Origin of the sequence: Streptomyces caelestis, assembly GCF_014205255.1 — a bacterium.
Taxonomy (GTDB): Bacteria; Actinomycetota; Actinomycetes; order Streptomycetales; family Streptomycetaceae; genus Streptomyces; species Streptomyces caelestis.
The window spans coordinates 7,363,491-7,388,713 of record NZ_JACHNE010000001.1; the positions used below are offsets into that span (position 1 = coordinate 7,363,491).

21 protein-coding genes and 2 pseudogenes are annotated in these 25,223 nt (G+C 71.7%); 12 read left to right on the forward strand and 11 right to left on the reverse strand.

Going from position 1 to position 25,223, the window contains the following annotated elements:
- Positions 1-4 precede the first annotated feature (4 nt).
- The 5 genes from HDA41_RS33465 to HDA41_RS33485 form a co-directional block, all read right to left on the reverse strand.
- Positions 5-1,021 (reverse strand): HpcH/HpaI aldolase/citrate lyase family protein, encoded by a 1,017-nt coding sequence (locus HDA41_RS33465; RefSeq protein ID WP_184990627.1) that lies wholly within the window; start codon positions 1,019-1,021, stop codon positions 5-7.
- Positions 1,018-3,045 (reverse strand): ethylmalonyl-CoA mutase, encoded by a 2,028-nt coding sequence (locus HDA41_RS33470; protein WP_184990629.1) that lies wholly within the window; start codon positions 3,043-3,045, stop codon positions 1,018-1,020. Before HDA41_RS33470 ends, HDA41_RS33465 begins: the two co-directional genes overlap by 4 nt.
- Positions 3,046-3,064: 19 nt before the next feature.
- Positions 3,065-4,408: a crotonyl-CoA carboxylase/reductase gene (ccrA, locus tag HDA41_RS33475; RefSeq protein WP_184990637.1), complete on the reverse strand. Its 1,344-nt coding sequence runs from the start codon at positions 4,406-4,408 to the stop codon at positions 3,065-3,067.
- A gap of 378 nt (positions 4,409-4,786) precedes the next feature.
- Positions 4,787-5,596: a TetR family transcriptional regulator gene (locus tag HDA41_RS33480; RefSeq protein WP_184990639.1), complete on the reverse strand. Its 810-nt coding sequence runs from the start codon at positions 5,594-5,596 to the stop codon at positions 4,787-4,789.
- Between the two features lie 136 nt (positions 5,597-5,732).
- Positions 5,733-7,538, reverse strand: a complete 1,806-nt coding sequence (locus tag HDA41_RS33485) for a 3-hydroxyacyl-CoA dehydrogenase family protein (protein ID WP_184990641.1) — start codon at positions 7,536-7,538, stop codon at positions 5,733-5,735.
- Between the two features lie 392 nt (positions 7,539-7,930).
- On the opposite strand from HDA41_RS33485, the gene HDA41_RS33490 reads away from it, so the two are divergent.
- A complete protein-coding gene (locus HDA41_RS33490; protein WP_184990643.1) occupies positions 7,931-8,506 on the forward strand; it encodes an adenylosuccinate lyase in 576 nt (191 codons plus the stop codon).
- Positions 8,507-8,521: 15 nt separating this feature from the next.
- On the opposite strand, the gene HDA41_RS33495 is transcribed toward HDA41_RS33490, so the two are convergent.
- From HDA41_RS33495 to HDA41_RS33510, 4 genes and pseudogenes are all read right to left on the reverse strand, one after another.
- Positions 8,522-9,025: a GNAT family N-acetyltransferase gene (locus tag HDA41_RS33495; protein WP_184990645.1), complete on the reverse strand. Its 504-nt coding sequence runs from the start codon at positions 9,023-9,025 to the stop codon at positions 8,522-8,524.
- Between the two features lie 32 nt (positions 9,026-9,057).
- Positions 9,058-9,495 (reverse strand): RidA family protein, encoded by a 438-nt coding sequence (locus HDA41_RS33500; protein ID WP_184990646.1) that lies wholly within the window; start codon positions 9,493-9,495, stop codon positions 9,058-9,060.
- 73 nt (positions 9,496-9,568) lie between these two features.
- Positions 9,569-9,940 (reverse strand): annotated as a pseudogene (locus HDA41_RS33505) (alpha/beta hydrolase); the annotation flags it as partial.
- A 159-nt stretch (positions 9,941-10,099) separates the two neighbouring features.
- Entirely contained in the window at positions 10,100-11,140 is a 1,041-nt protein-coding gene (locus HDA41_RS33510; RefSeq protein ID WP_184990648.1) for an Rv2578c family radical SAM protein, read from the reverse strand.
- Between the two features lie 171 nt (positions 11,141-11,311).
- On the opposite strand from HDA41_RS33510, the gene HDA41_RS33515 reads away from it, so the two are divergent.
- From HDA41_RS33515 to HDA41_RS33555, 9 genes and pseudogenes are all read left to right on the forward strand, one after another.
- Positions 11,312-11,755, forward strand: coding sequence for an SRPBCC family protein (locus tag HDA41_RS33515; protein ID WP_059423111.1), 444 nt, complete (start codon positions 11,312-11,314; stop codon positions 11,753-11,755).
- 156 nt (positions 11,756-11,911) lie between these two features.
- Entirely contained in the window at positions 11,912-14,302 is a 2,391-nt protein-coding gene (locus HDA41_RS33520) for an MFS transporter (protein ID WP_184990650.1), read from the forward strand.
- 248 nt (positions 14,303-14,550) lie between these two features.
- Positions 14,551-14,800: pseudogene (locus tag HDA41_RS41830) on the forward strand (methyltransferase domain-containing protein); the annotation flags it as partial.
- Positions 14,801-14,923: 123 nt separating this feature from the next.
- Positions 14,924-16,015 (forward strand): SGNH/GDSL hydrolase family protein, encoded by a 1,092-nt coding sequence (locus tag HDA41_RS33530; protein ID WP_230299780.1) that lies wholly within the window; start codon positions 14,924-14,926, stop codon positions 16,013-16,015.
- Positions 16,016-16,091: 76 nt separating this feature from the next.
- A complete protein-coding gene (locus HDA41_RS33535) occupies positions 16,092-16,925 on the forward strand; it encodes a M55 family metallopeptidase (protein WP_184990652.1) in 834 nt (277 codons plus the stop codon).
- A complete protein-coding gene (locus tag HDA41_RS33540) occupies positions 16,918-18,231 on the forward strand; it encodes a M20/M25/M40 family metallo-hydrolase (RefSeq protein WP_184990654.1) in 1,314 nt (437 codons plus the stop codon). Before HDA41_RS33535 ends, HDA41_RS33540 begins: the two co-directional genes overlap by 8 nt.
- Positions 18,232-18,295: 64 nt before the next feature.
- Complete coding sequence (locus HDA41_RS33545) at positions 18,296-20,278, forward strand: S9 family peptidase (protein ID WP_184993961.1); 1,983 nt, start codon at positions 18,296-18,298, stop codon at positions 20,276-20,278.
- Positions 20,275-21,207: a S66 peptidase family protein gene (locus HDA41_RS33550; protein WP_184990656.1), complete on the forward strand. Its 933-nt coding sequence runs from the start codon at positions 20,275-20,277 to the stop codon at positions 21,205-21,207. The genes HDA41_RS33545 and HDA41_RS33550 overlap by 4 nt, the downstream gene beginning before the upstream one ends.
- A 265-nt stretch (positions 21,208-21,472) precedes the next feature.
- The gene (locus tag HDA41_RS33555) at positions 21,473-22,036 is read left to right on the forward strand and encodes a GNAT family N-acetyltransferase (RefSeq protein ID WP_184990658.1); all 564 of its coding nucleotides are present in this window, start codon (positions 21,473-21,475) and stop codon (positions 22,034-22,036) included.
- 18 nt (positions 22,037-22,054) lie between these two features.
- Here HDA41_RS33555 and HDA41_RS33560 read toward each other — a convergent pair whose 3' ends face one another.
- Complete coding sequence (locus tag HDA41_RS33560) at positions 22,055-22,402, reverse strand: VOC family protein (protein ID WP_184990660.1); 348 nt, start codon at positions 22,400-22,402, stop codon at positions 22,055-22,057.
- A gap of 48 nt (positions 22,403-22,450) precedes the next feature.
- Between HDA41_RS33560 and HDA41_RS33565 the strand changes: the two genes are divergently transcribed.
- The gene (locus HDA41_RS33565) at positions 22,451-22,951 is read left to right on the forward strand and encodes a phage holin family protein (protein WP_184990662.1); all 501 of its coding nucleotides are present in this window, start codon (positions 22,451-22,453) and stop codon (positions 22,949-22,951) included.
- Positions 22,948-23,976, forward strand: coding sequence for an SDR family oxidoreductase (locus HDA41_RS33570; RefSeq protein WP_230299777.1), 1,029 nt, complete (start codon positions 22,948-22,950; stop codon positions 23,974-23,976). Before HDA41_RS33565 ends, HDA41_RS33570 begins: the two co-directional genes overlap by 4 nt.
- Before the next feature lie 156 nt (positions 23,977-24,132).
- Here the strand turns inward: HDA41_RS33570 and HDA41_RS33575 are convergent, their stop codons facing one another.
- Positions 24,133-25,095 (reverse strand): LLM class F420-dependent oxidoreductase, encoded by a 963-nt coding sequence (locus HDA41_RS33575; RefSeq protein ID WP_184990664.1) that lies wholly within the window; start codon positions 25,093-25,095, stop codon positions 24,133-24,135.
- Between the last annotated feature and the right edge of the window lie 128 nt (positions 25,096-25,223).

Genomic DNA, 25,223 nt, shown 5'->3' on the forward strand with positions numbered 1-25,223 from the left:
GCGCTCAGGCCTCCGGGGTCTCGAACTTGCTGGTGCGCCGCATGCCGGCGGCGCGTCCCTTGCCCGCGATGACCAGGGCCATCTTGCGGCTGGCCTCGTCGATCATCTCGTCGCCGAGCATCGCGGAGCCCTTCTTGCCGCCCGCCTCGGACGTGTAGTAGTCGTACGCGTCCAGGATCAGCTCGGCGTGGTCGTAGTCCTCCTGGGAGGGCGAGAAGATCTCGTTGGACGCCTCGACCTGGCCCGGGTGCAGCACCCACTTGCCGTCGAAGCCGAGGGCGGCGGCGCGCTGGGCGACCTCGCGGTAGCCGTCGATGTTGCGGATCTGCAGGTAGGGGCCGTCGATCGCCTGGAGGTTGTTGGCGCGGGCGGCCATCAGGATCTTCATCAGGATGTAGTGGTAGGCGTCCGCCGGGTAGCCGGGCGGCTGCTCGCCCACGACCAGCGACTTCATGTTGATCGACGCCATGAAGTCGGCCGGGCCGAAGATGATCGTCTCGACGCGGGGGGAGGCCTGCGCGATCTCGTTGACGTTGTTCAGGCCCTGCGCGTTCTCGATCTGCGCCTCGATGCCGATCCGGCCGACCTCGAAGCCCATCGTCTTCTCGATCTGCGTCAGCAGCAGGTCCAGGGCGACGATCTGCTGGGCGTCCTGCACCTTCGGCAGCATGATGCAGTCGAGGTTCGGGCCGGCGCCCTCGACGACCGTGACGACATCGCGGTACGTCCACTCGGTCGTCCAGTCGTTGACGCGCACGACCCGTGTCTTGCCCGTCCAGTCGCCCTCGTTGAGGAACTTGACGATGGTGTGCCGCGCCTCGGGCTTGGCGAGCGGGGCGCACGCGTCCTCCAGGTCGAGGAAGACCTGGTCCGCCGGGAGGCCCTGGGCCTTCTCCAGGAAGCGCGGGTTCGAGCCCGGTACCGCCAGGCAGGAACGCCGGGGGCGAAGGCGGTTGATCGAAGGGTGCGCGGCGGAGCCGCCCGTTGGAAGGGTGGTGGTGGGCGACGGGTGGGCGGTCATGCGGGGACCTCCAGAGGGTCGAGCTTGTTCGCTTTCCGGATCTCGTCGACGATGCGGCCGATGATTCCGGTGATGTCGAAGTCCTTCGGGGTGAAGACCGCGGCCACTCCGGCTGCCCTGAGCTGCTCGGCATCCCCGTTCGGGATGATGCCACCGGCGATCACCGGAATGTCTGTGGCACCGGCCACACGCAGCCGTTCGAGCACGTCCGGCACCAGTTGGGCGTGCGAGCCGGACAGGATGGACAGGCCGACCGCGTGCACGTCCTCGGCGAGGGCCGCGTCCACGATCTGCTCGGGCGTCAGCCGGATGCCCTGGTAGACCACCTCGAAGCCGGCGTCACGCGCGCGCACGGCGATCTGCTCGGCGCCGTTGGAGTGGCCGTCCAGGCCCGGCTTGCCGACCAGGAAACGCAGCTTGCCGACGCCCAGCTCCTTGGCCGTCAGGTCCACCGTGCGACGGACCCGGTGCAGTGTGCTGCCCTCCTCGACGGGGACGGCCACCGGCGCCGAGGAGACACCCGTGGGAGCCCTGAACTCGCCGAACACCTCGCGCAGGGCCCCGGCCCACTCGCCGGTGGTCGCCCCGGCGCGGGCGCACTCCAGGGTGGCCTCCATGAGGTTCCCGGTGCCGCAGGCGGCCTCCTTCAGCCGCTCCAGCGCCTTGCAGGGCCGCGGGTGGTTGAAGGGCGGCTGGTAGCGGCTGTCGCGCCACTGCTGGAGCGAGGCGATGACGCGGGCCTCGACCTCCGGGTCGACCGTCTGGATCGCGGTGTCCAGGTCGGCGGTCAGCGGGTTCGGCTCGGTGCCCTCGAAGGCGTTCACGCCGATGATCTTCTCCTGGCCGGACTCGATCCGGCCCCGGCGCTCCGCGTGCGAGGCGACCAGCTGCGACTTGAGGTAGCCGGACTCGACGGCCGCCATCGCGCCCCCCATCTCCTGGATGCGGTCGATCTCCGCGGACGCGGCCTCGACCAGCTCCTCCACCTTCGCCTCGATGACCTTCGAGCCCTCGAAGATGTCGTCGTACTCCAGCAGATCGCTCTCGTACGCCAGCACCTGCTGGATGCGCAGTGACCACTGCTGGTCCCACGGGCGGGGCAGGCCGAGCGCCTCGTTCCAGGCGGGGAGCTGCACGGCGCGAGCGCGGGCGTCCTTGGAGAGGGTCACGGCCAGCATCTCCAGGACGATCCGCTGGACGTTGTTCTCCGGCTGGGCCTCGGTCAGGCCGAGGGAGTTGACCTGGACGCCGTAGCGGAAACGACGGTGCTTGGGGTTCTCGATGCCGTACCGCTCGCGGGTGATCCTGTCCCAGATGCGGCCGAAGGCGCGCATCTTGCACATCTCCTCGATGAAACGGACGCCCGCGTTCACGAAGAACGAGATCCGGCCGACGACATCGCCCATGCGCTCCTGCGGCACCTGCCCCGAGTCGCGCACGGCGTCGAGGACGGCGATCGCGGTGGACATCGCGTACGCGATCTCCTGGACCGGCGTGGCGCCCGCCTCCTGCAGGTGGTAGCTGCAGATGTTGATCGGATTCCACTTCGGCATGTGTGAGACCGTGTACGCGATCATGTCCGTCGTCAGCCGGAGCGACGGCCCGGGCGGGAACACGTGCGTGCCGCGGGACAGGTACTCCTTGACGATGTCGTTCTGGGTCGTGCCCTGGAGCTTGGTGATGTCCGCACCCTGCTCCTCGGCGACGACCTGGTAGAGCGCCAGCAGCCACATGGCCGTGGCGTTGATGGTCATCGAGGTGTTCATCTGCTCCAGGGGGATGTCCTGGAACAGCCGGCGCATGTCACCGACGTGCCCGATCGGCACACCGACCCGGCCGACCTCGCCGCGGGCGAGGATGTGGTCGGAGTCGTAGCCGGTCTGCGTCGGCAGGTCGAAGGCCACGGACAGACCCGTCTGGCCCTTGGCGAGGTTGCGCCGGTACAGCTCGTTGGACGCCTCGGCCGTGGAGTGACCGGCGTAGGTCCGCATGAGCCACGGCCGGTCCTTCTGACGCTCAGTCATCTGTGACCTCAGCTGTCTTTCAGACGTTCCGGAAGCGGTTGATGGCGTCGATGTGCTGCGCGCGCTTGGCGTGGTCGCGCACGCCCAGGCCCTCCTCGGGGGCCATGCACAGCACGCCGACCTTGCCCTGGTGCAGGTTGCGGTGCACGTCGTAGGCGGCCTGGCCGGTGTCCTCCAGGGAGTACACCTTCGACAGGGTCGGGTGGATCTTGCCCTTCGCGATGAGCCGGTTGGCCTCCCAGGCCTCGCGGTAGTTGGCGAAGTGCGAGCCGATGATCCGCTTCAGCGACATCCACAGGTAGCGGTTGTCGTACTCGTGCATGTAGCCCGAGGTGGAGGCACAGGTGGTGATGGTGCCGCCCTTGCGGGTGACGAAGACGCTCGCGCCGAAGGTCTCGCGGCCGGGGTGCTCGAAGACGATGTCGATGTCCTCGCCGCCGGTGAGCTCGCGGATGCGCTTGCCGAAGCGCTTCCACTCCTTGGGGTCCTGGGTGTTCTCGTCCTTCCAGAACTTGTAGCCCTCGGCGTTGCGGTCGATGATCGCCTCGGCGCCCATGGACCGGCAGATCTCCGCCTTCTGCGGCGAGGACACGACACAGATCGGGTTGGCGCCGCCGGCCAGCGCGAACTGGGTGGCGTAACTGCCGAGTCCGCCGCTCGCGCCCCAGATGAGCACGTTGTCGCCCTGCTTCATGGCGGCGCCGTTGCGGGAGACCAGCTGCCGGTAGGCGGTGGAGTTCACCAGGCCCGGGGCGGCGGCCTCCTCCCAGCTCAGGTGGTCCGGCTTGGGCATCAGCTGGTTGGACTTCACCAGCGCGATCTCGGCGAGGCCGCCGAAGTTGGTCTCGAAGCCCCAGATGCGCTGCTCCGGGTCGAGCATCGTGTCGTTGTGGCCGTCGCTGGACTCCAGCTCGACGGACAGACAGTGCGCGACGACCTCGTCACCGGGACGCCAGGCGTTGACGCCCGGGCCGGTGCGCAGGACGACGCCCGCGAGGTCGGAGCCGATGATGTGGTACGGCAGGTCGTGGCGCTTGGCCAGCTCGCTGGTGCGGCCGTAGCGCTCCAGGAAGCCGAACGTCGACAGCGGCTCGAAGATCGAGGTCCACACCGAGTTGTAGTTGACCGACGAGGCCATGACGGCCACCAGGGCCTCGCCCGGGCCGAGCTCGGGCAGCGGCACCTCGTCCAGGTGGATCGACTTGCGGGGGTCCTTGTCGCGCGTGGCGAGCCCGGCGAACATCTCCGTCTCGTCCTTGTGCACGGTGATCGCGCGGTACGACTCGGGGAGCGGGAGGGCGGCGAAGTCCTCCGACGTGGAGTCGGGCGACTGGATCGCGGCCAGGATGTCCTTCACGGTCACGGTATTGCCTCCGGCGGTGAGCGCCCTGAGGGAGGGGCGCTGACGGTTACGTCGGTGCTGCTGAGGGTCGAGGGTGTGCCGTCGGTTCGGCGGTGGTGCTGGTCGGCAGCGCTGGTGGCGCGGGAGGTTGCCTGTGACGCAGGCGTCCGGACGGCAGGCGCTGGGCTTGCGGGGACATCGCCCGGACCTCTTCAACGTATGACACCGCGTGTCACCCCGCAAGGCACTGAGTGCCAGAAGTTCCTCTCACATGAAATCTTTACGTAACAAATGAGCGATGATCGATCGAACGGGCTCGCAGAGGCCCTTCAAAACGGCCCCTGACATGCCAAAACGGCCACCCCGAAGGGTGGCCGTCATCACAGGCGCGGGAGCCGCTCAGCGCTCCTTGAGCGCCTGTTCGATCGTCCGCATGACCTCGTCCAGCGGGGCGTCGGTGCGGGCGACGGTCACCAGCACCTCGCCCTGCGCCGAGGCCGTGGCCGCGGCCGGCTGCGGGCCCGTGGAGCGGCCGGCCCCGATGCCCGTGCCGAACGTCTTGCGCACGATCGCGAAGGCGTGGTCCAGCTGCGCCTCCACGTCCCCCTGTCCGCCCGCCCGCAGCCAGCGCCGCAGGACGTGGTTGTGGGCGGTGACCACGGCGGACGCGGCGACCTCCGCCAGCAGCGGGTCGTCGTTGGCGTCGTCGGCGTGCGCGCGCTCGTCGAAGTGGCCCAGGAGATAGCGGGTGAACAGGCGCTCGTAACGGGCCACCGACGCGATCTCCGCCTCGCGCAGCGTGGGCACCTCGCGTGTCAGCTTGTAGCGGGCGACCGAGATCTCCGGCCGGGCCGCGTACATCCTCATGACTTCCTTGATGCCGCGGCACACCGTGTCGAGCGGATGCTCGTGCGCGGGCGCGGCGTTGAGGACCGCCTCGGCGCGGATCAGGGTGTCGTCGTGGTCGGGGAAGATCGCCTCTTCCTTGGAGCGGAAGTGGCGGAAGAACGTGCGACGGGCCACCCCGGCCTGGGCCGCGATCTCGTCGACGGTGGTCGCCTCGTACCCCTTGGTCGCGAACAGCTCCATCGCGGCGGCCGCCAGTTCCCGGCGCATCTTGAGCCGCTGGGCGGCGGCGCGAGAGCCTGCGGCACTTTCCGGCGCGTCGGTCGTAGCTGATGTGCGTGAGGACTTGGCGGGCTGGGACATGCCCTGAACGTACTGCATGTGCGCAGCTCGCTGCGCGTGAGCTGGTGCTCCACCGCCGCCGGAGGGCGGGGGAAACCGGTCCGGGCGGAGCAGGCCGCCCCACTCCGCGCCGGACCGGAACCAGTCGCCGGAATGCTCAGCGCTTGGCATATTCGCGGAAGCCACGGCCGGTCTTGCGGCCGAGGCAGCCCGCGGCCACCAGGTGCTCCAGCAGCGGCGCCGGGGCGAGCCCCGGGTCGCGGAACTCGCGGTGCAGAACCTTCTCGATGGCGAGCGAGACGTCGAGTCCGACGACGTCCAGCAGCTCGAACGGGCCCATCGGGTACCCGCCGCCCAGCTTCATCGCCGCGTCGATGTCGTCGAGCGACGCGTAGTGCTCCTGGACCATCTTGATCGCGTTGTTGAGGTACGGGAACAGCAGCGCGTTCACGATGAAGCCCGCCCGGTCTCCGCAGTCGACCGCGTGCTTCCTGATCCGGGCGCAGACCTCGCGGACCGTCGCGTGGACGTCGTCGGCCGTCAGCACCGTACGGACGACCTCGACCAGCTTCATGGCCGGTGCCGGGTTGAAGAAGTGCATGCCGATCACGTCCTGCGGGCGTGACGTGGCACGGGCGCAGGCGACGACCGGGAGGGAGGAGGTCGTGGTGGCCAGCACCGCGCCCGGCTTGCAGACCTTGTCCAGCGCGGCGAACAGCTGCCGCTTGACCTCCAGGTCTTCGGCGACGGCCTCCACGGCCAGGTCGACGACCGCGAAGTCGTCGTACGTGCCCGTGGCCGTGATGCGGTCCAGGGTCTCGGCGGCGGCCTCGGCGGTCATCCGGCCCTTGTCGACCGAGCGGGCCAGGGACTCGCCGATCCGCGCCTTGGCGGCCTGCGCCTTCTCCTCGCTGCGGGCCGCGAGGACGACCTCGTACCCGGCCTTGGCGAAGACCTCGGCGATACCGGAGGCCATGGTGCCCGAGCCCGCGACACCGACCGAGCGGACCTCCCGGCCCGGGACCAGGTCGCCGCCCTCCAGCGGGGTCAGCGCGTCCCGCACGACGGTGCCGCTGCCCGGCGCCTCGTACGTGTAGAACCCGCGTCCCGCCTTGCGGCCGGTCAGGCCCGCCTCGCTCAGCTGCTTGAGGATCGGCGCCGGGGCGTGCAGCCGGTCGCGGGACGCGGCGTACATCGCCTCCAGGACCGTGCGCGCGGTGTCGACACCGATCAGGTCGAGCAGCGCCAGCGGGCCCATCGGCAGCCCGCAGCCCAGCCGCATCGCGGCGTCGATGTCCTCACGGGAGGCGTACTTCGCCTCGTACATCGCGGCGGCCTGGTTGAGGTAGCCGAACAGCAGGCCGTCGGCGACGAACCCGGGGCGGTCGCCGACCGCGACGGGCTCCTTGCCCAGGTCGAGGGCGAGGTTCGTGACCGTCGTGACGGCCGCGGGCGCGGTCAGCACCGAGGAGACGACCTCGACCAGCCGCATCGCCGGGGCCGGGTTGAAGAAGTGCAGGCCCAGCACCCGCTCCGGACGGGCCGAGTCGGCGGCGAGCCGCGTGACGGACAGGGCGTTGGTGCCGGTCGCCATGATCGTCTCCGGGCGCACGATGCCGTCCAGCTCCCGGAAGATCTGCTGCTTGATCTCGTACGACTCCGGCGCCACCTCGATGACCAGGTCGGCGTCGGCCGCGGCCCGCAGGTCGGTGGAGGTGCGGACGCGGTCCAGGATCTCCGCGCGGTCCTGCTCGGTCAGCCGCCCGCGCTCGACGCCACGGGCGGTGGAGGACTCCAGGGCGGCGACGCACTTCGCCGCCTGGGCCTCGCTGATGTCGATGCCGACGACCTCGCGGCCGGCCTTGGCGAGGACCTCGGCGATGCCGGTGCCCATCGTGCCGAGGCCGACGACTGCGATGGTGCGCAGCGGGGACAGGGACGGGTCGGAAAAGGGAGTGGCCATCGCGGGACTCCAGGAATGAGGGTGACGACGGGGAACGCCCCGGGTGCGCCGAGGACGGGCCGACGAGAGCCGGACCTCCGGGCGCACCGGGTGCGTGAAAAATGCGGGTGTTGGCCGGGCTGCGAGCGCACACGCCCGGTGCCGTCGCCGCGGGCGTGCACACGCCCGGTGAACGGCGGTTCCGACCGGCCCTGTCCCGGGGCCGAGCCGTACTGCGGTACCTGAAGTACCGAACCGACTGCTCTCACGACGGCCGCGTCACCAGACCGCCACGAGGGGATACGAGTGGGTAACTCGCTCGTCTGAGCTTAACTCGCGGGTAACGAGCGCGCCAGCCCTCGTGTTTGTGATGTACGTCCCGAGCGGCTCGCGGCACCCCTAATCTCTCAGTCATGGACGAAGAGTTGCGATCACTCACGGAGCGCTTACGGCAGGAGTCGGCGGCGTCGCCCGCCTTCGAGCGGCTCGTGGCGACCGACGACCTCGACGCCCTGGCCGCGGTGCTGACCGAACCGGGGCGGCCCTTGTGGGCGAGGGAGCTGGCCGCCTTCCGGCTGGGACTCGCCGGGGACCGGCGGGCCTTCGAGTCCCTGGTACTGCTGCTCAACCACCGGGATCCGCCGCGCTGCGCCTCCGCCGCCCACGCCCTGGCCCGTCTCGGCGACCCGCGCACCGCCCGCGCGGCGGCCGCCCTCGCCACCAACGAACTGCGCGTCGCCTACGCCCTGCACCCCGTCCGGCTCCTGGTCGAACTGCGCGCCCCGGAGGCCGTCCCCGCCCTCATCACCACCCTCCGGCGACGGCTGCGCCCGCACGATCCCTACCGCCGCGTGGCCCTCGCCTGCGTGGACGGGCTCGGCACGCTGGGCGACGCCCGGGCCAGACCCGTACTGAACGAGGCCCTCGCGCACCCGGTGCTGGCGGAGGCGGCGGTGCGGGCGCTGGGGCGGATTCCCAGGCAGAGGTGAGAAGCAGAGGGGAGATCAGCGGGGGAGTGCGCGCGTGTACCGCACCTCCGGGACCATGACACCGGCCACCTCGAAGGGCTCCTCGGCGCCGTCCACCTCGAAGCCGGCCCGTTCGTAGAAGCGGCGGGCTCGGCCGTTCTCCTTGAGGACCCACAGGAGCAGACGGCTGTGGCCCGCGGCGGCGCAGCGTGCGACGGACTCCGCGAGCAGGGCCTGCCCCGCGCCCTGTCCCAGGTGCTCCGGATGGACGTAGATGGCGTACAACTCGGCGTCATCGGTGATGACTTCGCCGTCGCGGTACGGCCCGTGGCAGGCCCAGCCGACGACCTCGCCGCCGGTGTCCTCGGCGACCAGGTTCACCACGCTACCGTCGGCCTGCGCCAGGTACCCGCGACGCCGCTCGGCGTCCTCCGCGACGCTGAGCCCGTCCAGGTACGACTGCGGCATCAGCCCCCGGTACGCGCTCTGCCAGCCGCGGACGCGGATCTCCGCGACGCGGTCGCAGTCGGCGAGCGTCATCTCCCGTATCCGAAGCTCCCTTGTCCGGGGATTCACTCCGCCACCACCGCGAATGCCTCGACCTCCAGCAGGAACTCCGGCCGGACCAGCCCGGCGACCCGCACCGCCGACGCGGCCGGTAGCCGGTCGTCGGGTATGCGCTCGGCACGGGCGGCGCGGATCGCGGGCAGGTGGGCCATGTCCGTGACGAAGTAGGTGAGCTTGACGACCTCGTCGAAGGTCGCTCCGGCGGCGGCCAGGCAGCACCGGAGGTTCTCGAAGACCTGGCGGGCCTGCGCCGCCGGGTCGCCCTCGCCGACCAGCTTGCCCTGCTCGTCGAGCGCGAGCTGACCGGCGACGGCGATGAAACGGCCCGTGCCCATGACGGTGGGGGTACCCCCTGCTCGAGCGAAGCCGAGAGCTTGGGGGAGGCTGTACTGGGCAGCGGCGGCGACCCCGTCGGGGGCGGGAATCCTGGTCAGCTCACTCATGGGTCCATGGTGGACCAGGGGACTGACAACGCCCGCCCCCGACGGATCGTCAGCCACTCGATGCCCGGCCGTCTCAGCCTCGGAAGCCGAGCAGGCCGTGCAGCGCCGAGCCCTTCGAGGAGGCCGACGCTCCCTTCGTGGCGGCCGGCTTCGGGTCGGGCAGGGCCTCGCACACCGCGTCCGCCGCGTCGTGGCCGCGCGGCACGGTGCCGTCGGAGAGGTACGCCGCCAGATGCTTGTCCAGGCAGGCGTTCCCGCTCAGCGTGATGCCGTGGTTACCGCCGCCCTCCTCGACCACCAGGCTGGAGCGCGCCAGCAGACGGTGGACGGCGACAGCGCCCTCGTACGGGCTGGCCGCGTCGCCGGTCGCCTGGAACAGCAGGGCGGGCGGCAGCTCGCCGTTGGCGACGTTCACCGGCTTGTGCGAGTCCGTCGGCCAGAACGCGGGACGGAGGACCGCGAGGGTCACCGTCCTCGCCGCATCGTCCCGGAAAGACGTCCCGGAAGAGCCCGTTCTGTCGCTGTCATGACCCGGATGGATCTTCGGATGCGCTCGAACGCTCCTACTCGAACGCCCCTGTTCGAGCGTCCTGCTCGACCGCTCCTAGAGGAGCGAGAGTTGGGTCGGCCCGGACACCGGTGGTTCCTCGGCCGCCTCAGGGGGCCGGATCCGGCGCGGCGTCTGCGCGCGCGTGGGCCCGATGCCGTACTCCTCGGCCAGTTCGTGCACCTGACGGGTGATCCGGCGCTGGTACCACTTCGGGGCGTAGGAGCCCTCCGCGTACAGCCGCTGGTAGCGCGCCACCAGGTGCGGATGGTGCTGCTCCAGCCAGGCCATGAACCACTCGCGGGCGCCGGGGCGCAGGTGCAGCACCAGCGGGGTGACGGACGTGGCGCCGGAGGCCGCGATCGCCCGCACGGTGGCCCGCAGTTGGGCCGGCTGGTCGCTGAGGAACGGGATCACCGGCGCCATCAGCACGCCGCAGCCGATGCCGTGCTCGCCGAAGGCCCGTACGACCTCCAGGCGCCGCTCGGGCGCGGGCGTGCCCGGTTCGACGGTGCGCCACAGCTCCTGGTCGGTGAAGCCGACCGAGACGGAGATGCCGACGTCGGTCACCTCCGCCGCCTGGGTGATCAGGTCCAGGTCGCGCAGGATGAGCGTGCCCTTGGTCAGGATCGAGAAGGGGTTCGCGTGGTCGCGCAGGGCCGAGATGATGCCCGGCATCAGGCGGTAGCGGCCCTCGGCGCGCTGGTAGCAGTCGACGTTCGTACCCATCGCGATGTGCTCGCCCTGCCAGCGGCGCGAGCCGAGCTGCCGGCGCAGCAGCTCCGGCGCGTTGATCTTGACCACGATCTGGGAGTCGAAGCCGAGGCCCGTGTCGAGGTCGAGATAGCTGTGGGTCTTGCGCGCGAAGCAGTACACACACGCGTGTGAGCAGCCGCGATAGGGATTGACCGTCCATTGGAACGACATCCGGGAGACCGCCGGCACCCGGTTGATGATCGAGCGGGCCCGGATCTCGTGGAAGGTGATGCCGCGGAACTCCGGCGTGTCGAAGGTACGGGTGGTCACGGCGTCCGCGCCGAACAGCGCGGCATCGGCCCGGCTGTGTTCGGAATCCACGGTGAGGTTCTCCCAGCGCATGACGCCTCCTCGGTAGCACTGCCCCCAGAATAGAACACTTGTTCCCTTGATCGTGCGAGGACGTTTTCCGAACGTGTTCGACCGGGTTGGGCGACCCCGATTTGGGAGGCCGGGCAGCGGGGTGGTTGGCTTGCCCCGACCCCCCGAGAACCCATGTCCTGGAGGAACCTGATGGCGCAGGTCGAGGCCACTACGGAGCGGATCGTCGCGGCGGACGCGGAGACGGTGTTCGACGCCCTCGCCGACTACAGCGGCACGCGCGCGAAGCTGCTGCCCGAGCAGTTCAGCGAATACGAGGTCCGGGAGGGCGGTGACGGCGAGGGCACCCTCGTCCACTGGAAGCTCCAGGCCACCAGCAAGCGCGTGCGCGACTGCCTCCTGGAGGTCAGCGAGCCCACCGACGGCGAGCTGGTCGAGAAGGACCGCAACTCCTCCATGGTCACCACCTGGCGGGTCACCCCGGCCGGCGACGGCAGGTCCCGGGTCGTCGTGACCACCACCTGGACCGGTGCCGGCGGCATCGGCGGCTTCTTCGAGAAGACCTTCGCGCCCAAGGGTCTCGGGCGGATCTACGACGCGCTGCTCGCCCGGCTCGCCGCCGAGGTCGAGAAGTAGACCCCCTCAAACCGGGAATTTCCAGGGGGCGTTGTGCCCCTCACCGGTTCGGGTGATCTCCGTTCGGCTCCGACTCGTGCCGTAACTCGTCGCGCTTGCTCGTAGTTGTCGCTTTTACGCGGGAATTGTGCGGCAGCGCGACGAGGGGAGCGGTAGGTGGGCGGGATCACTCTGGCGCAGGACGAACCGGCGGTGGCACCTCCCGAACCCCCGGCACCACCACAGGCCCCGGCCGCCGAACTCAGCCCGCGCAGAGTGCGGTTGGTCATCCTCTCGCTCATCCTGGCCCTGCTCCTGGCCGCCCTGGAGCAGATGATCGTGGCCACGGCGCTCCCGAAGATCGCCGGTGAGCTGCACGGCCTGGACCGCATGTCCTGGGCGATCACCGCCTACCTGCTCACCGCGACCGTAGGGCTGCCGATCTACGGCAAGCTGGGCGACCTGCTCGGCCGCAAGGGTGTCTTCCAGTTCGCGATCGTCGTCTTCGTCGCCGGCTCCGCGCTCGCGGGCCGGGCGCAGACCATGGACCAGCTGATCGCCTTCCGCGCCCTCCAGGGCGTCGGCGCGGGCGGCCTCATGACGGGTGTCCAGGCGATCATCGCGGACATCGTGCCCGTCCGGCGGCGCGGCCGCCACATGGGCCTGATCGGCGCCGCCTTCGGAATCGCCTCCGTGGCCGGACCCCTGCTCGGCGGCTACTTCACCGACCACCTCTCCTGGCGCTGGTGCTTCTACGTCAACGTGCCCTTCGGCCTGGTCACGCTGGCCGTCGTCGCCGTCGCGCTGAAGCTCCCGAAACCGCCCGGCAAGGCCCGGCTGGACATCCTCGGCGCGCTGCTGCTGACCGCCGCCTCCACCTGCCTGGTCCTGCTGACCAGTTGGGGCGGCACCGAGTACGCCTGGGACTCGCGCGTGATCCTCGGCCTCGGCGCGGGAGCGGCCGTGTCGACCGTCCTCTTCCTCGTCGCCGAGCGCTTCGCCCCCGAACCCCTCATCCCGCTGCGGCTGTTCAGGGATTCCGTCTTCAACGTCACCGGCCTGATCGGCGTGGTGACCGGAGCCGGGCTGTTCGGCGCCGCGAGCTATCTGCCGACCTACCTCCAGATGGTCGACGGGGCCTCCGCCACCGAGTCGGGCCTGCTCATGCTGCCGATGATGGCCGGCATCGTCGGCGCCTCGATCATCGCCGGACAGCTCATCAGCCACACCGGCCGCTACAAGGCGTACCCGATCCTCGGCGGCGCCCTCTCCGTCGCCGGCATGTGGCTGCTGTCCCGCCTCGACGCCGACACGCCCCGGCTGCACTACAGCGTCTGGATGGCCGTCCTCGGTACCGGCATCGGCATGGTGATGCCGACGCTGATCCTCGCCGTGCAGAACTCGGTGCGTCCCGCCGACCTCTCCACCGCCACCAGCGCCAACAACTACTTCCGGCAGATCGGCGGCAGCGTCTCAGCCGCCGTCTTCGGCACCCTCCTCGCCGACCGGCTCGCCGACGCCCTCGCCCACCACCTGCCCACGCGCGCGGACGGCCGGCTCCCCGACCCCGAGTCCATCACCCCGCAGCTCGTGCACGGCCTGCCCCCCGCGCTGCGCGACGGCTACATCGGGGCGTACGCCGACGCCATGCCGCGGATCTTCCTCTACCTGGTGCCGGTGCTCGTCCTCGGACTGGTCATCGCCCTCTTCCTCAAGGAGAAACCCCTGGTGTCCCACAACGTTTCCGTCACCGACCCGGACACGGCGCCGGGGAGGTCCCCGATCCCGCGGGCGCGCGCTCCCCACACCGCCGGGGTCCCCGTCTGCGGCTCGGTGCAGCACCACGACGGGACCGTCGTGCCCCGCGCGGCACTCACGCTCATCGACGTCACCGGGCAGCAGACCGGGCGCGGTGCCAGCGGCGAGGACGGGCGCTACGCGCTGGCCACCCCGGGCCCCGGCGCGTACGTGCTGATCGCCGCCGCGGGCGGCCACCAGCCGCAGGCGGTCTCCGTGACCGTCGGCGAACGCCCCGTCGAGCTGGACATCGTCCTGGGCGGCGCCGGGAACCTCGTCGGCAGCGTGGTCACCGCCGACGGCACACCCGTACGGGACGCCAGCGTCACCCTCACCAACGTGCACGGCGAGGTCGTGGCCACCACCCGCAGCGGCCGTGAGGGCGGCTACGTCATCACCGATCTGGTGGCCGGCGAGTACACCCTCGCCGCCAGCGCCCCCGCCTTCCGCCCGGCCGCGCTCCCCGTCACGGTCCAGGCCGCCCGCGAGACCCGCCGGGACATCGAACTGGCCGGCGGCGCCCTCCTGCGCGGCACCGTCCGGGCCGGTGGCGGCCGGCCCGTGGAGGACGCGCGCGTGACCCTGCTCGACGTGGCCGGCAACGTCGTCGACACCCTCACCACCGGGCCTGACGGCACGTTCCGGTTCGTCGACCTGTCCTCCGGCGAGTACACCGTCATCGCCGCCGGTTACCCGCCCGTCGCCACCGTGCTCCAGGTGGCCGGTGGCGGCCGCACCGAGCGGGACCTCCAGCTGGGGCACGAGGACTGAACCCACACCGGCGCGCGGGGTCGTACGCCGGTGCGGCCCCCGCGCGAGGAATTCCCGTGTTGCCTCGCCGTCGACCGCGAAGGCCTCGTGTCTCACTGGAGCCGGGGCGCGGCGCCTGTTCGGCGTCTCGAAGGACGAGGCGATCGGCCGCGCGGCCCTCGACCTGCTCCCCGTCTCCGGCGCGCTCCCCGAGGGCCTGGACACCACCCCGTACGAGCCCGACGACGGACCCGGCCCCGGACCCGGCCCTGACCGTCGGTCCCCATCCGGCCCTGCGCCAGCTGCTGTTGGCCGATCCCGCGCTGCCGCTGGCGGACCTCGGCTGCGGCAACGGCACTCAGATCCGTTTCCTCGCCGACCGCTTCCCGCGGGTCGTGGGCGTCGACCTGTCGGCCGCGGCCCTCGACCACGCCCGGCGGGCCGACCTGGCGGGCCAGGCGGCCCCGGCAGCTGGACGCAGCCGACAAGACCGAGGCGCGGGCCCTGCACGCCGAGCTGCCCTCCAGGTGGCTGGTGGCGGAGCTGAGCGCGAGGCGGTCTGGTGGGCGCGTTTTTGTCGGTGTACGGTCACGATGCCCCGGTCCGTGCACCCGCCTCGTCCCCCGGAGGACAGTCATGCCGATGCCCTGGTTACGGATGCTGGTCGCGTCGACGGCGGCGCTGGTGCTGGCCGGCCCGTCCGCGGTCGCCACGGCCGCCGCGCCGGACAACGACGGGCCGGCGGCGAGCGTGCACACGGCCGGGCGGGTCAAGGACGCCGGAGACGTGCTCCAGTACAGCTGGCCCGGCGTCTACTTCGAGGGCCGGTTCCGCGGCACCGGCGTCGGTGTCGTGCTCGACGACCCGGCCGCCGACTACGACGTCCAGGTCGACGGAGTTACCGTCGCGACCCTCGTCACGCCGGGCAAAACCACCCACTGGGTCGACGGCCTGCGCGACGGCGTGCACACCGTCCGGCTCGTCAAGCGCAACGACACCCCCTGGAGCACCAGCTCGTTCGGCGGGTTCGTCGCGGCGCCGGGCGGCGCGGTGCTCGGCAGACCGGCCGCGCGCAGCCGCCAGATCGAGTTCGTCGGCGACTCCCTCACGGCCGGCTACGGCAACCTCTCGACCTCCCGCGACTGCACCGACGAGCAGCTCAAGCGCACCACCAACGCCGACGTGAGCTACGGCGCCCTCACCGCCCGGCGGCTGCGCGCCGACTACCAGATCAACGCCTATTCGGGCCTGGGCATGGTGCGCAACTACAACGGCGGGTCGCCGGAGGTGAACTACCGCACCTTCTACGACCGCGCGCTGCTGAACGTGCCCGGCGACGTCTGGCAGAACCCGGGGACCTGGCGGCCGCGGCTCGCCGTGGTCCATCTCGGCACCAACGACTTCTCGACGCCCGTCAACCCGGGCGAGCCGTGGACGGACGAGAGCCTCGCCGCCGCCTACCGGAGCGCCTACGGCGGCTTCCTCCAGAAGCTGCGGACGCGGTACGGGCCCGGGACCACCCTCCTGGCCGTCGGCACCGGGCCGTTCGCCGGCCATGTGGAGCAGGTCGTCCAGGAACGCACCGTCACCGGCGACCGCCGCGTCCGCTACTGGCGCCTCGACGACACGGGCCTGGACCACACGGGCTGCCACTGGCACTACTCGGCCCGCGACAACCGGCTGCTCGCCGACCGGCTCACCGCGTTCATCAGCGACCTGCCGATACGGTGGTGACTTGTCGTAGCCCGTTCCGCCCGCAGCGCGTAACGTGACGAACCATGAAGATCTCCATCCGGGGGGACGGCTCGTCATGAGAATCCTCATCAGCGCCGACATGGAGGGCGCCACCGGCGTCACCTGGCCCGGCGACGTGCTGCCGGGCGCCTCGCAGTGGGAACGCTGCCGCGCGCTGTTCACCTCGGACGTCAACGCCGCCGTGCTCGGCTTCCACGACGGCGGCGCCGACGAGGTGATCGTCAACGAGGCGCACTGGACCATGCGCAATCTGCTGCTGGAGCAGCTGGACGAACGGGCCCAGCTGCTCACCGGGCGGCACAAGGAGCTGTCCATGGTGGAGGGCGTGCAGCACGGCGACGTGGACGGCATCGCGTTCGTCGGCTACCACGCGGGCGCCGGCATGGAGGGCGTCCTCGCGCACACCTACCTCGCGAACCAGATCACGGGCGTGTGGCTGAACGACGTACCGGCGAGCGAGGGGCTGCTCAACGCGCAGGTCGCCGCCGAGTTCGGGGTGCCGGTCGTGCTGGTCACCGGGGACGACGTCACCTGCGAGGACGCACTCGGGTACGCGCCTGAGGCGCTGAAGGTCGCGGTGAAGGACCACGTCTCCCGGTACGCGGCCGTGTGCCGTACGCCCGCCAGGACCGCGGCCGACATCCGGGCGGCGGCCAAGGAGGCGGCGTCGCTGGCGGTGCGTCACGACCCCGTGCGCGGCGGCCCGTTCACCGTCGCCGTGGAGTTCGACGCCGAGCACCTGGCCATGGCCGCCACCGTCGTGCCGGGTGTGGAGCGGATCGGGGCGCGGAAGGTGGCCTGCACGAGCGGGACCATGTACGAGGGCATCCGCGCCTTCAAGGCGGTCACCACGATCGTCTCGGCCGCGGTGGAGGAGCAGTATGGCTGAGCAGGCGGACGGGCAGGCGCTGGAGGAGGTCGTGACGTTCACGTCCGACCTGATCCGGATCGACACCACCAACCGGGGCGGAGGCGACTGCCAGGAGCGGCCCGCCGCCGAGTACGCTGCCGCGCGGCTCGCCGAAGCCGGCATCGAGCCGACGCTCCTGGAGCGCACCAAGGGCCGCACCAACGTCGTCGCCCGCATCGAGGGCACCGACCCCTCGGCCGACGCGCTGCTGCTCCACGGCCATCTGGACGTCGTACCCGCCGCGGCCGCCGACTGGAGCGTGCACCCGTTCTCCGGGGAGATCCGCGACGGGGTCGTCTGGGGGCGCGGCGCCGTCGACATGAAGAACATGGACGCGATGATCCTGGCCGTGGTGCGTGCCTGGGCGCGCCAGGGCGTCCGCCCCCGGCGGGACATCGTCATCGCGTTCACCGCGGACGAGGAGGCCAGCGCCGAGGACGGCTCCGGGTTCCTCGCCGACGAACACGCCGGGCTGTTCGAGGGGTGCACCGAAGGCGTCAGCGAGTCGGGCGCCTTCACCTTCCACGACGGCGCCGGACGGCAGATCTACCCCCTCTCGGCCGGTGAGCGGGGCACCGCCTGGCTGAAGCTCACCGCGCGCGGACGCGCCGGGCACGGCTCCAAGGTGAACAAGGACAACGCCGTCACCCGACTCGCGGCCGCGATCACCCGGATCGGCGAGCACGAGTGGCCGCCGCGGCTGACCCCGACCGTGCGCGCCGCGCTCACCGAACTCGCCACCCTGTACGGCATCGAGCCCGACCTGACCGAGGTGGACAGGCTGCTCGACAAGCTCGGACCGGCCGCCCAACTGGTCGAGTCGACCGTCCGCAACAGCGCCAACCCGACCATGCTGGACGCCGGTTACAAGATCAACGTGATTCCCGGTGAGGCCGTGGCGCACGTGGACGGGCGGTATCTGCCCGGCGGGGAGGACGAGTTCCGCGACACCCTCGACCGGCTCACCGGGCCGGACGTGGAGTGGGAGTTCCACCACCGCGAGGTGGCCCTCCAGGCGCCGGTGGACTCGGCGACGTTCGCCCGGATGCGGGCCGCCGTCGAGGAGTTCGCCCCGGAGGGGCACGTGGTGCCGTACTGCATGTCCGGCGGCACGGACGCCAAGCAGTTCTCCCGCCTCGGCATCACCGGCTACGGCTTCACACCGCTGAAGCTGCCGGAGGGCTACGACTACAACGCCATGTTCCACGGGGTCGACGAGCGGGTCCCCGTCGAGGCGCTGCACTTCGGTGTCCGCGTGCTCGACCGGTTCCTGCGGACGGCCTAGGCGAGCGGGGGAGACGGTGCGGACACTGGCGTACGGGGCCTGGCCCTCGCCCATCGACGCGGCGATGGCCGCCGCGCACGACGGGCACCCGGAGTACGTCGGGTTCGTCGGCGACGAGGTGTGGTGGACCGAACCGCGGCCCGCCGAGGGCGGAAGGCGCACCCTGGTGCGGCGGCACGCCGACGGCCGGGAGGAGTCGCTGCTGCCCGCGCCGTGGAACGTGCGCAGCCGGGTCATCGAGTACGGCGGACACCCGTGGGCGGCCCTCGCGCAGGAGGACGGCCGCCCGCTGGTGGTCTTCGTGAACTTCGCCGACCAGCGGCTGTACCGGTACGAGCCGGGCGGCGAGCCGCGTCCGCTCACGCCCGTGTCCGACGTGGGCGCGGGCCTGCGCTGGGCGGAGCCGCAACTGCGGCCCGAGCGGGGCGAGGTGTGGTGTGTGCTGGAGGAGTTCACCGGCGCCGGGCCCACCGATGTGCGCCGTGTCCTGGCCGCCGTACCGCTGGACGGCTCCGCCGCCCGGGGCCGGGACGCCGTGCGCGAACTCACCGACGACCGGCACCGGTTCGTGACCGGGCCACGGCTGTCGCCCGACGGGCGGCGGGCGGTCTGGCTCGCCTGGGACCATCCCCGCATGCCGTGGGACGGCACCGAACTGCTCCTCGCCGACGTCGGCCCCGACGGCACCCTGCACGGCCCCCGGACCGTCGCCGGCGGGCCCGGTGAGTCCATCGCCCAGGCCGACTGGACCCACGACGGCCGCCTGCTGTACGCGAGCGACCGCAGCGGCTGGTGGAACCTCTACCTCGACGGGGAGCCCCTGTGCCCGCGCGAGGAGGAGTTCGGCGGGGCGCTGTGGAAACTGGGCATGCGATGGTTCGCGCCGCTCGACAGCGGCCTGATCGCCGTCGTGCACGGCCGGGGCGCCACCGCCCTCGGCATCCTGGACCCCGAGACCGGTGAGGTCGTCGACGCGGCCGGGCCCTGGACCGAGTTCGACGCCACCCTCGCCGCGCACGGCGAGCGCAGCGAGATGGGGGTTCCCCCGCCCGGAGGGTGGGGGAGGGTCGTCGCCGTCGGGGCCAGCCCGCGCAGCGCCTACGAGGTCGTCGAGCTGGACGCCCTCCCCCACGCTCGAACGAACTCGCGCGGGGGCACCCCCATCGGCCACGCCCGCGTCATCGGCGCCGAGCACGACGACGCCGTGGACCCCGCCTACTACCCCGAGCCGCAGATCCGCACCTTCACCGGCCCGGACGGCCGCGACATCCACGCACACATCTACCCGCCGCACCACCCCGGCTGTGTCGCCCCCGCCGACGAGCTGCCGCCGTACGTCGTCTGGGCGCACGGCGGACCCACCGGACGCGCTCCGCTCGTGCTCGACCTGGAGATCGCCTACTTCACCTCGCGCGGCATCGGCGTCGCCGAGGTCGACTACGGCGGCTCCACCGGCTACGGCCGCGCGTACCGCGAGCGGCTGCGCGAGCAGTGGGGCGTGGTGGACGTCGAGGACTGCGCCGCCGTCGCCCTGGCCCTCGCCGACGAGGGCACCGCCGACCGCGACCGGCTCGCCGTACGGGGCGGCAGCGCGGGCGGCTGGACCGCGGCCGCCTCGCTCACCACGACCGACGTCTTCGCCTGCGGCACGATCAAGTACCCCATCCTGGACCTCACCGGCTGGGGCACGGGGGAGACCCACGACTTCGAGTCGCACTACCTGGAGAGCCTGATCGGGCCGCTCTCCGATGTGCCCGCGCGCTACACGGAGCGCTCGCCCGCCACCCACGCCGACCGCCTGGCCGTGCCGTTCCTGCTGCTGCAGGGCCTGGACGACGTGATCTGCCCGCCCGTCCAGTGCGAGCGGTTCCTGGCCCGGCTCGGGGACCGGCCGGTGCCGCACGCCTACCTCGCCTTCGAGGGGGAGGGGCACGGATTCCGGCGAGCGGAGACCATGGTGCGTGCCCTGGAGGCCGAACTGTCCCTGTATGCCCAGGTGTTCGGGCTGAATCCACCCGGCATCCCGACCCTGGAGCTCGCCAGGTGAGACAACTGCCGCGACCGCCCCGACTCGCCCCCGGCGCCCGTGTGGCCGTCGTCGCGCCCAGCGGGCCCGTGCCCGAGGAGCGGCTGCAGGCCGGGCTCGACGTTCTGCGCGGCTGGGACCTCGATCCCGTGGTGGCGCCCCATGTGCTCGACCGACACCGGGAGTTGGACTACCTGGCCGGCACGGACGCCCAGCGGGCCGCCGACCTCCAGAACGCGTGGTGCGACCCGGCCGTCGCCGCCGTGCTGTGCGCCCGGGGCGGGTACGGGGCGCAGCGCATGGCCGACCTGCTCGACTGGGAGGCGATGCGGGCGGCGGGCCCCAAGGTGTTCGCCGGGTTCAGCGACATCACCGTCCTGCACCAGGCGTTCGCCACCCGCCTGGGACTGGCCACCCTGTACGGCCCGGCGGCGGCTGGTGTCGACTTCGTCAAGAACGCCCGGGCGCAGGAACATCTGCGGGCGACCCTCTTCGACCCCGAGTCCGTGCGCACCGTCACCGCCGTGCCCCCGGGCGGCACCGTGCTGGTGCCCGGACGGGCCCGGGGCGTCACGCTGGGCGGCTGCCTCAGCCTGCTCGCGAGCGACCTCGGCACCCCGCACGCCCTCGCCGGTGCCCGGGGCGGGCTGCTGCTGATCGAGGACGTGGGCGAGAGCCCGTACCGCATCGACCGGTACCTGACCCAACTCCTGCGCACCGGCTGGCTGGACGGGGTCGCCGGGATCGTGCTCGGGTCCTGGGCGGGGTGCGGCCCGTACCAGGAGCTGCGCGCGGTGTTCGCCGACCGGCTGGGCGGCCTCGGCGTCCCGGTCGTGGAGGAGTTCGGGTTCGGGCACTGCGAGGGCGCGCTGACGATGCCCCTCGGGGCCACGGCCGAACTGGACGCCGCCACGGGCACGTTGACGTTCGACGCGCCGGCCCTGAGCTGAGCACGCCGCCACTGAGATCCCGTCAAGGAACCGTCGTTACGGTGATTGACCACTCCTGACACGTGTCATACGGGGACTACCGGCCTGTGCCTACTGGTCGGTATCCGGGTGGCCCAGGTTGTCGTCGTCCCTCACCGTGGAGGTCCGTGCCCAGACTGCCGGTACGAGACCGGGCACCGGCTGCGGTTCGTGATCGCGGCGAGCGACGACGCGTACCGGTCGCCGGGTCCTGAGGAGACACAGCCGGCGCGGTTACTGTGGCGGGGTGCCGCACAACGCATCCCGCTACCTCGCCGAAGGCCCCCGGGTGGGCATACGCCACTTCACCTACCAGGACGGTGCCGAGTTCACCGCTCGCGCCCGGGAGAGCAAGGACCTGCACCAGCCGTGGCTCTTCCCGCCCGACAGCGCATCGGCGTACACCGCGTACGCGGCCCGGCTGATCGAGGACCCCTCCAAGGCCGGCTTCCTGGTCTGCGAGAAGGGCGACGGGTCCATCGCCGGGTTCATCAACATCAACAACATCGTCGAGGGCGGCTTCCAGTCCGGGTCGCTGGGCTACGGCGCCTTCGCGCACGCCGTCGGGCGCGGGCTGATGCGCGAAGGGCTGGACCTCGTCGTGCGGTACGCGTTCGGCCCCATGCGGCTGCACCGGCTGGAGATCAACGTCCAGCCCACGAACGCCGCGTCGACCGCCCTGGCCCGCGGCTGCGGATTCCGCCTGGAGGGCTTCTCGCCGAAGATGCTCTTCGTCGACGGCGCCTGGCGCGACCACGAGCGCTGGGCGATCACCGTCGAGATGATCGGGGAGCCGGGGCGGCGGCGCTGAGCCGGGCCCCGGCCGGGATCACGCCTGGCGGTCCACGTACTCGTAGACCGACCCGTCCGGATGCAGGGCGATCAGGTTGCGGCCCGCCGGTGAGGCGATGGGGCCCGCGATGATGTGGGCGCCCACCTCGGTCAGCACCTTGTGGGTCTCCTCGACGTCCGTCACGGCGATCGTCGCGGCCACCTTGCGCAGCAGCTCCAGTTCGGCCGGCGGACCGCTCATCAGCAGGAAACAGCCGATCGCCGCCACCTGGACACCGCCTCGTTCGAAGCGCTGGGCTCTGCCGCCCGCCAGCCGCTCGTAGAAGGGGATCGCGGTCTCGAGGTCGTCGACGCAGACGCGCAGTGTGGCACCCAGAATCTCCATGGCTACGAGCCTAGTTATGCGTCAGGGGCCGAGGGTACCCGGCCGGGCATGAAGCCGCTGCATCACCTGGAGCATCTGGACAAGCATCTGGTAGACGAGCTGGCACAGGTGGCACGCGAGACCGTCCGGGACGAACTGCGCGAGCAGACGCGCAAGCAGCGCCGCAAGGCCGCGCTCTACGCCGCGTCCGGCGCCCTCGCCCTCTACGCGGGCGCGGCCCTCGCGCTCGCCGTGGGACGGGCCCTCGCCCTCGGCCTGCCCGACTGGGCCGCCGCGCTGATCACCGCCGCGATCCTGGGTGTCGCGGCGTACGTGCTGCGTGGCATGGCCCGGCCGTCCGCGTCCGGGCCGGGCCCGGCGCACGCGGCCGGCATGACGCCGGGACACGAGAGCACCGGCCGGGGCGCCGGGATGCCCGGCGGTGTGCCGCCCGTGCCGCCGGCCCCGCCCGCCGCCGGACCGGTCGCCGGCGGGCCCGCGCCGGGCGTGGTGCCCCCGCGGCCGACGGAGGACCCGGACGTGCCTCGTCACGGGCGTGATGCGAAGTGAGCACGACCGCGACACCGCACGGCCGCGTCGTCGTGGTGACCGGAGCCAGCGGCGGCGTGGGACGGGCCACGGCCCGGGCTTTCGCCGCCGGGGGCGACCGGGTCGCCCTGCTGGCCCGGGGCAGTGAGGGGCTCGCCGCCGCGGCCGACGAGGTGCGGCACGCCGGGGGCGAGGCCCTCGTCATCGGCGTGGACGTCTCCGACGCCAAGGCCGTCGACGACGCCGCCCAGCAGGTGGTCGACACGTTCGGACCCATCGACGTCTGGGTCAACAACGCCTTCACGGGAGTCTTCGCGCCCTTCACGGAGATCAGTCCGGACGAGTTCCGTCGCGTGACCGAAGTGACCTACCTGGGCTATGTGTTCGGCACGCAGGCAGCCCTGCGTCACATGCTGCCGCGCGACCGCGGCACGATCGTGCAGGTCGGCTCCGCGCTCGCCTACCGGGGCATCCCGCTCCAGTCGGCGTACTGCGGGGCCAAGCACGCGATCCAGGGGTTCAACGAGTCCCTGCGCTGCGAGCTGCTGCACGCGCGCAGTGGCGTGCGTACGACGATGGTGCAGCTGCCGGGCGTCAACACCCCGCAGTTCGACTGGGTGCTGAACCGCATGCGGGGCCGGGCCCGGCCGGTCGCGCCCGTGTACCAGCCGGAGGTCGCGGCCCGCGCGATCGTGTACGCGGCCTCGCACGCCGGGCGCCGGGAATACTGGGTGGGCGCCTCCACGACCGCCACGCTCATCGCCAACGCCGTCGTCCCCGGGCTGCTGGAGCGCTATCTGGCGCGCACGAACTTCGACGCGCAGCAGGAGGAGCACCGGCACGACGGGCCGGCCAACCTGTGGGCACCGGCGGACGGACCGCAGGGCCACGACTTCGGCGCGCACGGGCGGTTCGACGACGAGGCCGTGCGGGACAGCCCGCAGCAGTGGGTCTCACGGAACCGGCGGCGGATGGGCGCGGCCCTGACCGTGGGGGCGGCGGGAGTCCTGGCCGCACGCAAACTGGCCGGGCAGGCCCGCCGGTAGGCCCAACCTCAGTCGACATACCGTCGACATACCGGCGGCTCTGGGGCGCCCCCCACGCCATTAGGGCAGTGGGCCCTTGGGGCAGTGGGGGAGCGTCGCGTCGAGCGTGCCGTCCGCCTCGGAAGCGTCCGTCGGCACCGTTCGCCCGGCCTTCCCTCAGACGGCCTGCTGGAGCTGCGGCAGCACCTTCGTGCGGTAGAAGTCGAAGAAGCCGCGCAGGTCCGGACCGATCTGGTTGACGTAGACCCGGTCGAAGCCCGCGTCGGCGAACTGCTTCAGCTCCGCCACGTGCTCGTCCACGTCGTCGCCGCAGACCCGGTTCTCCCGCACCATGTCCTCGGTGACCAGCTGCTGTGCCTGCTCGAAGTGCTTCGGGGAGGGCAGCACCTGGCCCAGCTCGCCGGGCAGCTGCTCGTTCGCCCAGAGCCGGTGGACGGTCTTCACGGCCTCGTCCTTGTCGGTGTCGTAGCAGACCTTGGTACCGCCGCTGACGAGCTTTCCGCCGCCTCCGCCCTTGCGGTACTGCTCCACCATTGTCTCGTCCGGCTGGATGGTGATGTAGCCGTCGCCGACGCGGGACGCGAGCTGCGTGGCCGCCGGGCCGAAGCCGGAGATGTCGATCGGGATCGGCTCGTCCGGAACCGTGTAGAGGCGGGCGTTCTCCACCGTGTAGTGCGGGCCGTGGTGGTTGACCTCCTCGCCGGTGAACAGCCGGCGCATCACCTGGATGGCCTCCTCCAGCATGTCCAGACGGACGTGGGCCGGGGGCCAGTGGTCGCCCAGGATGTGCTCGTTGAGCGCCTCACCCGAGCCGACGCCGAGCCGGAAGCGGTTGTCCGTCATCACCGCGCTGGTCGCCGCGGCCTGCGCCACCACCGCCGGGTGCATCCGCACGGTCGGGCAGGTCACCGCCGTCTCTATCGGCAGGGACACCGCCTCCGACAGCGCGCCGATCACCGACCACACGAACGGGCTCTGGCCCTGCTCGTCGTTCCACGGGTGGTAGTGGTCCGAGATCCACAGCGCCTGGAATCCGGCCTGTTCGGCCATCCGCGCCTGCTCGATCAACTCGGCGGGTCCGTACTGCTCGCACGAGAGGAAATAGCCGTATTCGGGCATGGGGGAGTGCCTCCGCGACGTGGGTGGTCCATATCCCGCACCGGGTACCCGGGCGCCGGTCCGGAAACCGGCGGCGTTCCGGCGAGAGGACCCCGGCAGACGTTTGGGTGCCCTGGCCAGGGGGACGC

Coding starts and splice junctions, on each gene's coding strand:
- HDA41_RS33465 (WP_184990627.1), bottom strand. CDS start 1,021: ATGACCGCCCACCCGTCGCCCACCACCACCCTTCCAACGGGCGGCTCC.
- HDA41_RS33470 (WP_184990629.1), bottom strand. CDS start 3,045: ATGACTGAGCGTCAGAAGGACCGGCCGTGGCTCATGCGGACCTACGCC.
- HDA41_RS33480 (WP_184990639.1), bottom strand. CDS start 5,596: ATGTCCCAGCCCGCCAAGTCCTCACGCACATCAGCTACGACCGACGCG.
- HDA41_RS33485 (WP_184990641.1), bottom strand. CDS start 7,538: ATGGCCACTCCCTTTTCCGACCCGTCCCTGTCCCCGCTGCGCACCATC.
- HDA41_RS33490 (WP_184990643.1), top strand. CDS start 7,931: ATGGACGAAGAGTTGCGATCACTCACGGAGCGCTTACGGCAGGAGTCG.
- HDA41_RS33495 (WP_184990645.1), bottom strand. CDS start 9,025: ATGACGCTCGCCGACTGCGACCGCGTCGCGGAGATCCGCGTCCGCGGC.
- HDA41_RS33500 (WP_184990646.1), bottom strand. CDS start 9,495: ATGAGTGAGCTGACCAGGATTCCCGCCCCCGACGGGGTCGCCGCCGCT.
- HDA41_RS33510 (WP_184990648.1), bottom strand. CDS start 11,140: ATGCGCTGGGAGAACCTCACCGTGGATTCCGAACACAGCCGGGCCGAT.
- HDA41_RS33515 (WP_059423111.1), top strand. CDS start 11,312: ATGGCGCAGGTCGAGGCCACTACGGAGCGGATCGTCGCGGCGGACGCG.
- HDA41_RS33530 (WP_230299780.1), top strand. CDS start 14,924: ATGCCCTGGTTACGGATGCTGGTCGCGTCGACGGCGGCGCTGGTGCTG.
- HDA41_RS33535 (WP_184990652.1), top strand. CDS start 16,092: ATGAGAATCCTCATCAGCGCCGACATGGAGGGCGCCACCGGCGTCACC.
- HDA41_RS33540 (WP_184990654.1), top strand. CDS start 16,918: ATGGCTGAGCAGGCGGACGGGCAGGCGCTGGAGGAGGTCGTGACGTTC.
- HDA41_RS33545 (WP_184993961.1), top strand. CDS start 18,296: ATGGCCGCCGCGCACGACGGGCACCCGGAGTACGTCGGGTTCGTCGGC.
- HDA41_RS33560 (WP_184990660.1), bottom strand. CDS start 22,402: ATGGAGATTCTGGGTGCCACACTGCGCGTCTGCGTCGACGACCTCGAG.
- HDA41_RS33565 (WP_184990662.1), top strand. CDS start 22,451: ATGAAGCCGCTGCATCACCTGGAGCATCTGGACAAGCATCTGGTAGAC.
- HDA41_RS33575 (WP_184990664.1), bottom strand. CDS start 25,095: ATGCCCGAATACGGCTATTTCCTCTCGTGCGAGCAGTACGGACCCGCC.